The following is a 7,616-nucleotide window of genomic DNA, read 5'->3' on the forward strand; positions in this document are numbered from 1 at the left end:
GCACACCCCAGTCGCCCACCGCTGTTCTCCCTTGGGTCTACTACCTGGGCCTACCGGGCTTGTCGAGGCCTCCGGCAGCGTGGTCAGGCACCCGCCGACTGGCTGAGCGTGGCGTCGAGCTGCTGGTGCTGCGAAATAGCCAGTTTGAGGAAACCACCCATGCCTTCAAGCCCGGCAATGGCGTTCCTCGTACCGGTGTTCCACTGCTCATACGACGCCTGAAACTTCCCGGACGCCTGATCGGTGATGAAGCCGCTGCCGACCAGGTTGTCGATCAGAGCTTTGAGCTGCGTCAGCTGGGTTTCCATCTCCTGCTGACCGCTGGTGAGCCTGGACGCCGTGTTCTCCAGCGCTGCGTAGTCGACGTGGACGTTGGCCATGACACGCTCTCTTTCATCAGGTGGGTGAATCCGTGGCAGCCAGCTGCTCCGGGCGGTCCTGGGACCAGGCCAGCGTGTCGCTGACGGCGTCGAACAGCTCAAACAGTTCCTCGGCGATGTCGACGTGCGGACTGCTCAGGACGACATTGAGTACGCCACGGCCATCGGGTACGGGAATGAGGGTCTGCATGACAACGGCGTCGATCGGCACCCCGTCCGGCTCAGGCCGCTCAACCCCGCGAATGCGCACGGCCCGGCCAGCCTGCATCTCGACAATCGTCACGGTGCGCCAGGAAGATCTACCGTCCGCCGGCGCCATGGCGGTGACCTGGCCGGCGATCGCCTCAACCGTGTTGTCCGCGACGTTCGGCGCGCCATCGGTATGGAACACCATCATGCTGGCCACCAGACCGTCGGAACCCTCCACCAGTTCAGCGGTGGCCGCGCAGTAAACAGCCCCCTGCCGCTCGGCCCGCTCGGCGATCTCCCGCAACAGCTTGAGCAGCGCCGACCGCTGTGGCCGCAGCTGCGGGAGTGCCGCGAGCCGAGCGTCAACCAGCCGCGCGAGGTCACCGGTACGGGTGGCTCGCCACACGTCGAACTCGAACCAGGAGGCCGGCACCCGGAGCGTGAACCAGGTGGGCGCGCCCGTGGCCGTCTTACCGTTGGCAGCCGCGCTCATACCGCGCCACCCGCCACCACCGGCGAAGCGGACGCATGGGTATCCGGACGTGCTGATTCAGCGCTCGCGGGCGCGGTTGACGTGAGCACACCGGCAAGGCCGGAATCCACATCGAGCGCGCCCTCAGCCAACCCGCGAAGCAGGCCGGACGCCCGCTCCAACAACTTGTCAAGCGAATTACGGCTGTCCGATGACTGGGTGACGAAATGACGCAGCGCCGTCTCGACCTCGTCGGAGCCGGTCACGCCGTGCAGGCCGTCGAAGACCGCGCCGAGAGAGGCAAGCGTGCCGCGGATGTCCGCCAACTCGCCGGACACCTGCCGGGCGACCTCGGGATCGCCCCCGAAGATACTCGCCACCACTTCATCACCCCTTTCACAACCACGCGCATCGCAGATGGAACCACACACCTATCAGGTGGTTCCACTCGGGCATGCGCTGGAGTGGACGCATCGTGGGCTACACAACCACATGCGCGGGGCGGGGTCAGACAAGTCAGCGACAATCGAAGCATCACCAGGACCGTTCATCGGGGATACCGGGATTTCCGGCGGACGTGGCTGGCGGCTTCAATGCCACTCAGCGGAAATCCCTCCGCGGCCCCGCGGGCATCCGCGCGGCCTGATGCCCGCGCTGCGCCGATCGACCAGTACCGCCGGTCAGCTGGTCTCGTCCTCGCCCTTGAGTTCGACGATCACATAGCTGGTGAAGGCCGCCTTGCAGTCGGCGGCGCCCGCCGTGTAGCCCGAGACATCCCTGAGGATGACGATGAGGTCCTCGAAGACTTTGCCGTTGGTCAGCGCGTCCCGCGACTCCTGCGCGAGCCTGGCGACTTCCACGACGCTTCCCTTGCATCCGCTCGCCACCGTCTGGATGGCGCTGTCGTACCGTTGGATGGTCGCCAGGCTCGGGTCCACCTCGCCGTCGAGCACGGCGAGCCGGTAGCCGGGCGTGTTCGGGGGCGGCGTCTCCTCAGGGGCTGTGCCTTCCCCGCCGCACCCTGCCACCAGCGCGACGGCCACCAGCGCCGCCGCCCACCATGTCCGCATTCGCCCCTCCAAGTCCGGTGGGCAGCTTAGCGGGTCGCCGCCGGGATCCGGGCTCGGACACGGCAGGACGCGCGGGCAGGTGGCTTTCGCCGCGTCGACCGATACTTGGGGCCGGGGACAGGAGGTGAAACCCGGCGTACGACGAGGCCCAGGCGGGTTGTGATCTCGCCGTTGGTTGTCCAACGTCTGGAAGGAGGACGCTTCGTGCCGGCCATCACCGCGCAAGCCCTCACCAAGGTGTACAAGACCCGCGCCGGCCTGGTGCGCGCGCTCGACGGCCTCGATCTGGAGGTCGCCGAGGGCACGATCCTCGGGCTGCTCGGCCCCAACGGCGCGGGCAAGACCACCACCGTTCGCATCCTGGCCACGCTGCTGCGACCCGACAGCGGCCGGGCGACGGTACTCGGTCATGACGTGGTACGCGACGCACAACGGCTGCGCCGGCTCGTCGGCCTGTCCGGGCAGTACGCCGCCGTCGACGAGAATCTCACCGGTGCCGAGAACCTGTGGATGTTCGGCCGGCTTTACCAGCTGCCGGGCCGTACGGCCCGCAGCCGCGCTGGCGAGCTTCTCGAGCAGTTCGGGCTGTCCGACGCGGCGGACAACGTCGTCAAGACCTACTCCGGGGGGATGCGCCGCCGCCTTGACCTCGCCTCCGCCCTCATCGGCCACCCGCGGCTGCTTTTCCTCGACGAACCGACCACCGGGCTCGATCCACGCAGCCGACTGTCGATGTGGAACGCCATCCGCGACCTCGTCCGCAAGGGCTCAACGCTGCTGTTGACAACGCAGTACCTGGAGGAAGCCGACGCACTTGCCGACGTCGTCGCCGTGGTCGACGCCGGTAAAATCATCGCTCGTGGCACAGCCGCTGAGCTCAAGTCGCAGATCGGCGGCGAACGGATCGAAATCGTTGTGAACGACCCAGCGGACCTCGTCCAGGCCCGCCACATCATCTCCCGCCACTGTGTCGCCGACGCCACCGTTGATGAACGGGCAAAACGCCTGACCGCGCCCGCCGACGGCGGTACGCGCAAGCTCGCCGCTGTCATTCGCGCCCTTGACGAGGCCGGGATCGTGCTGGACGACTTCGGGCTGCGCCGGCCGACACTCGACGACGTGTTCCTCACGCTCACCGGCCATGCCACGCGGTTGGAGCCTGCCGACGGCGGCAACGAGGCTCATCCGGATCATGATGCCCCTACCGCCGCGGCGGTGGGACGAACCTCATGACCGGTCTCGTCGGCCCCGACCACCCAGGCCACCAGGCGGCTGATTCTCTTGTCGCACGTTCATGGCCACCGTGGCGGCCAGCGCGCGGCTCTGCCGCTGGCACGTCGGTCGTGGCCGACTCGCTGGTCGTCGCCTGGCGCAATCTGAAGCGGATCCCACGCATCCCCGAGCTGGCGGTCTTCGCGATCCTGCAGTCAGTGATGTTCGTGCTGCTTTTCTCCTTCGTGTTCGGTGGAGCGATCCCGCTGCCGGGAGGCGGCTCCTACCGCGAGTACCTCATGGCGGGAATCTTCGCCCAGACGCTGACCTTCGCGGCCGCGACCACCGCCATCGGCATCACCGACGATCTCGCCAAAGGGCTGATCGACCGCTTCCGCTCGCTGCCGATGAGCCGTTCGGCCTTCCTGACCGGACGCACCGTCTCCGACGTCATCTACAACGCCGCGATTCTCGCGGTACTCATGATCACAGGCCTCATCGTCGGCTGGCGGGTACGCAACGGACTCGTCGACTTCCTCGCGGCCGTGGCTCTCGGGCTCCTGTTCGCCTACGCGATGGCCTGGGTCGGAGTCTGGCTCGGGCTGCTGGTGCCGACTGTCGAGGTCGCCCAGCAGGTGGCGTTCACCGCGATCTTCCCGATCACGTTTCTGTCCAATGCGTTCGTCCCCGTCCAGACGCTGCCCGGTGTGCTGCAGCCGGTGGCGGAATGGAATCCGGTGAGCACTCTGACCGCATCGATGCGGGCGCTGTTCGGTAATCCGAACCCCTTCGGCAGCGGGGACTTCCCTACGGAGCATCCGATACTGGTCACCGTGATCTGGGTCGCGGTGCTCGTCACGCTCTTCGGATCGCTGAGCGTCCGCCGTTACCGGGCCATGTCCCGTTGAGAGCGTGTTTGAGACCGGGCTTTCGATCAGCGAGCCGGAATGACGATCTCAAACGCGCTCTAAACGGTGGCCCCACCCCGAATCCATCCGAGGAAACTCGGACTTGTCACCGCCTATCATGGGCGCGGGGAAATCAAAGTGGCCTGCGCCAGTCCCTGGGCTGGAGATCGTGAAACGGATCCTGTCGATGAGGGGTCTGCCGTCTTCGGGGGAGTGCGCGAAGGAGTTGCCTCCGGCGACGGCATGGTGGACGGTGTCCGCACCGGCGTAGCCGTCGGCGGCGTACTCGGGCTCGCGGGAGCCGCTGTCGCCAACAGCGCACAGGGCTGGGCCGATGGCGCGGATGACGCAACGTGCGTGCTGGCCGCCGTCGCGGACCCGGCCTGGCATGGAACGCCGGTCGCAACCGCGGCGGGCGAAGCGGCGGCAGGCGAACCGGCGGCAGCCGGTGATGTCGACGGCTCAGCGGCCTTCGGCGCGGGCGGCAGCACCCTGACCTGCTGCGTTGCGTACTTCGGCGCGGACTTCGCCTGTTGGACGTTTTGGATCCGGATGCCGTGCACGTTGTTCCGCAGGTTCAGGGTCACGACGTTCCGGTTGGTCGTGATGCTCGAGTCACCGTCCAACACGAAGCGAAGCTTGTCTGGCAGGTGAATGCCGTAGAAGCTGTCCATCGCCACGCCACGGACGGGATGCCGGATGACGAGCAGGGTCCCGTCCGACGGAGCGTGAATGTTCTTCGCCCCGGACACCTGGAGCCTGAAGGTCCCCAGTGGAGTCACAATCTGCGAACTTGCACTTAAAGTAATTGATCCATCGCTGGAAATCGCGAGCTCGACCGGGAGAAACGGGAGTTGAACTGTGCCCGTGACCAGGCAGCCGGCAAGAGGTAGCACAAGCGCAAGCGCCGCGGCAACTACTTTCCCAACACCAAAGAACCAACGGCTGAACAATTGACGACCGAGCGACCGATGCATGACCTACCCCCGTAGCACTGCTCGGCCCACCACGCCCGATGGTCCGCACCGAGACGATAAAACACGGAGGTGACACAACACGAGTCCGATTTCCGACTGATACCTCACGGGCCCACGGGTTGCTGCAAGGCCTTGCAGCAGATCATCTAATCCGGGTAGTCTGGGCAGTTACACGATTTCCGGCCATCCTCCTCTCCGCCCAAGGCTGACCAGCACGGCCAATCAGCCTCAGGCAGGGCAGGGGGTGCACCCGGCGGCGGCCAGTCCGCCGGTTTCGGATGTGCGTCGTCCTCATGCCGGCTTCGACGTGGACGAGTACCCCCGGATATCCGGATGGAGCGGTTGCCCTCACCGCGTCCGAACGCGGCCAAGAACGTCGATCATTACCATGCGACCGACAGTGACCAGGGCACGTCTGCATGCCGAGATCTTTACAAGCTAGCCATTATCGGCCCGTTGAACGGCTGGGGAGAGGGCGGGGAATCTCCGTCAGACGAAGAATCTTTGCGGTCGCGGCCATCGTCCGTGCCGCGAGTTCTGGCTTGTCGGAAAGTCGCTGGCCAAAAGTCGGGATCATTTCGCTCAAGGCTACCTGCCAGGCGGCATAACGCTCGGGGAAGCATCGTTCAAGCAGATCAAGCATGATCGGAACCGCGGTTGAGGCCCCGGGGGAAGCGCCGAGAACCCCGGCGATGGTACCGTCGCGCGAGGCGACCACCTCTGTTCCGAACTGCAGGATCCCGCCCTTTTGTGGATCTTTCTTGACAATCTGCGCCCGCTGCCCAGCCGTGATGATCCGCCAGTCCTTGGCCATGCCGCCGGGGACGAACTGCCTGAGCTCCTCGATCTTCTTCTTCCGCGTCGCGGTCAGCGCGTTCAGCAACAGCGCGACCAGGGCTATGTTGTCTCTCGCCATGGCGATCAAAGGCATTATGTTATGCCGGCGGATGGACTTCGGCATGTCAAACACGGAGCCGTGCTTGAGGAACTTCGGGCTCGATCCGGCGTAAGGGCCGAACAGAATCGATGCCTTCCCGTCGACGATTCTGGTGTCAAGGTGCGGCATCGACATCGGCGGCGCGCCGATCGGCGCCTTGCCGTATACCTTCGCCTGGTGCCGGGCGACGAGCTCCGGGTTGTCGGTGCGGAGGAACTGGCCGCTGATGGGCAGCAGGGCGAATCCGCTGGCCTCGGGTATGCGTGATTTCTGCAATACTTTCAGCGCCCATCCACCCGCGCCAACGAACACGAAGCGCGCGGTTATGTCCTTTGTTTTCCCACTCATCCGGTGGTACACCCGCAACCGCCAGCTGCCGTCCGGAGCCTGGGTGAGGCTCCTGATCTCCTGGTTCAGGTGGATCCTCACCCCAGCCGACTCCAGCGCGCCAAAGAGCTGCCGGCTCAGCGCGCCGAAGTTGACATCGGTGCCGGACACCTCACGGGTCGCGGCAATCGGCTCGCCGGGCTTGCGCTGTTCGATCAACAACGGCGCCCAGCGCTCGATCACGGCCGGGTCGTCACTGAATTCCATGGCCGCAAACAACGGCTGGGTCCGCAACGCTTCGTACCGTCGGCGGAGGAAGTCGACGTCCGCCGCCCCCCGGACGAAGGTCATGTGCGGCATCGAATTGATGAACGTTCCCGGATCAGTGATTGTGCCGTCTTCCACAAGATGCGACCAGAACTGGCGGCTCACCTGGAACTGTTCATTGATGGTGACGGCCTTCCGGACATCGATGCTGCCGTCCGGGAGCTCACTGGTGTAGTTCAGCTCACAAAGCGCCGCATGACCGGTGCCCGCGTTGTTCCATGGATCCGAACTCTCCTCGGCCACTCCGGGCAGTCTTTCGTACACATCGATCGACCAGTCCGGCTGAAGTCTGTGCAGTAGGGTACCGAGTGTGGCGCTCATGACTCCCGCGCCTATGAGGACGACATCGGTTGTCTGGCGGGCGCTATACGTGGTGAGCGACTGCGGATTCATGTGGCTCTCGGCCTTCTTTCGCGATTCTCGTACCTGACACAAGTCCATCCCACGAGTCGGCTATACGCAGTGAGAATTGAATCTGTGAGGCCTGAATCACGCGGCTGAATGGCCCTGCCGTCCCCAGGCCCACTGCCTGCCGTGAGCACCATCCGATGTTCTACCGGCATGTCTGCCTGGTGAGCTGGGCTGACGGCCTACGGCGGAATCATCCGCCGGCCACCGATGATATTCGGAGACAGAATTTTTACACACCGCTAACCTGATGCTTTCACGAAGGATTCAGCCCGAGGTGGCGACGGCGTGGGTACATAGGCCGGAGGGCCTGCTGGCGGAGGGAAAACGGCGGCCAGCCGGGCGTCGTCCAGCCGGCGTGCACTGGGCACATTGGCAGGGCACCCGCGACAGATCCATGATCAATTAA

At 65.2% G+C, this 7,616-nt stretch carries 8 protein-coding genes; 3 read left to right on the forward strand and 5 right to left on the reverse strand.

The features are described from left to right. Positions 1-83 precede the first annotated feature (83 nt). The 4 genes from MJ785_RS18845 to MJ785_RS18860 form a co-directional block, all read right to left on the reverse strand. Positions 84-380 carry a WXG100 family type VII secretion target gene (locus MJ785_RS18845; protein WP_239308222.1) on the reverse strand — a complete coding sequence of 99 codons (297 nt, stop codon included), beginning with the start codon at positions 378-380 and terminating at the stop codon, positions 84-86. Between the two features lie 16 nt (positions 381-396). Beyond that, on the reverse strand, positions 397-1,062 hold the full coding sequence (locus tag MJ785_RS18850) for a hypothetical protein (RefSeq protein WP_239308221.1): 666 nt from the start codon (positions 1,060-1,062) through the stop codon (positions 397-399). Then, complete coding sequence (locus MJ785_RS18855; protein WP_239308220.1) at positions 1,059-1,421, reverse strand: hypothetical protein; 363 nt, start codon at positions 1,419-1,421, stop codon at positions 1,059-1,061. Before MJ785_RS18855 ends, MJ785_RS18850 begins: the two co-directional genes overlap by 4 nt. 300 nt (positions 1,422-1,721) lie before the next feature. Continuing rightward, positions 1,722-2,111, reverse strand: a complete 390-nt coding sequence (locus MJ785_RS18860) for a hypothetical protein (RefSeq protein ID WP_239308219.1) — start codon at positions 2,109-2,111, stop codon at positions 1,722-1,724. A 204-nt stretch (positions 2,112-2,315) separates the two neighbouring features. Between MJ785_RS18860 and MJ785_RS18865 the strand changes: the two genes are divergently transcribed. From MJ785_RS18865 to MJ785_RS18875, 3 genes are all read left to right on the forward strand, one after another. Continuing rightward, positions 2,316-3,344 (forward strand): ATP-binding cassette domain-containing protein, encoded by a 1,029-nt coding sequence (locus tag MJ785_RS18865; RefSeq protein ID WP_308128323.1) that lies wholly within the window; start codon positions 2,316-2,318, stop codon positions 3,342-3,344. Then, positions 3,341-4,231, forward strand: coding sequence for an ABC transporter permease (locus MJ785_RS18870; protein ID WP_239308218.1), 891 nt, complete (start codon positions 3,341-3,343; stop codon positions 4,229-4,231). The genes MJ785_RS18865 and MJ785_RS18870 overlap by 4 nt, the downstream gene beginning before the upstream one ends. Before the next feature lie 138 nt (positions 4,232-4,369). After that, entirely contained in the window at positions 4,370-4,885 is a 516-nt protein-coding gene (locus MJ785_RS18875; RefSeq protein WP_239344907.1) for a hypothetical protein, read from the forward strand. 768 nt (positions 4,886-5,653) lie between these two features. Here MJ785_RS18875 and mqo read toward each other — a convergent pair. Further along, complete coding sequence (gene mqo / locus MJ785_RS18880; RefSeq protein ID WP_239308216.1) at positions 5,654-7,192, reverse strand: malate dehydrogenase (quinone); 1,539 nt, start codon at positions 7,190-7,192, stop codon at positions 5,654-5,656. Between the last annotated feature and the right edge of the window lie 424 nt (positions 7,193-7,616).

Origin of the sequence: Protofrankia sp. CiT1, assembly GCF_917627335.1 — a bacterium.
Classification (GTDB): Bacteria; Actinomycetota; Actinomycetes; order Frankiales; family Frankiaceae; genus Protofrankia.

What these genes read in the sequence shown, in the direction of transcription:
- MJ785_RS18845 (WP_239308222.1), bottom strand. Translation starts at nt 380, where the DNA reads ATGGCCAACGTCCACGTCGACTACGCAGCGCTGGAGAACACGGCGTCC.
- MJ785_RS18850 (WP_239308221.1), bottom strand. Translation starts at nt 1,062, where the DNA reads ATGAGCGCGGCTGCCAACGGTAAGACGGCCACGGGCGCGCCCACCTGG.
- MJ785_RS18860 (WP_239308219.1), bottom strand. Translation starts at nt 2,111, where the DNA reads ATGCGGACATGGTGGGCGGCGGCGCTGGTGGCCGTCGCGCTGGTGGCA.
- MJ785_RS18870 (WP_239308218.1), top strand. Translation starts at nt 3,341, where the DNA reads ATGACCGGTCTCGTCGGCCCCGACCACCCAGGCCACCAGGCGGCTGAT.
- mqo (WP_239308216.1), bottom strand. Translation starts at nt 7,192, where the DNA reads ATGAATCCGCAGTCGCTCACCACGTATAGCGCCCGCCAGACAACCGAT.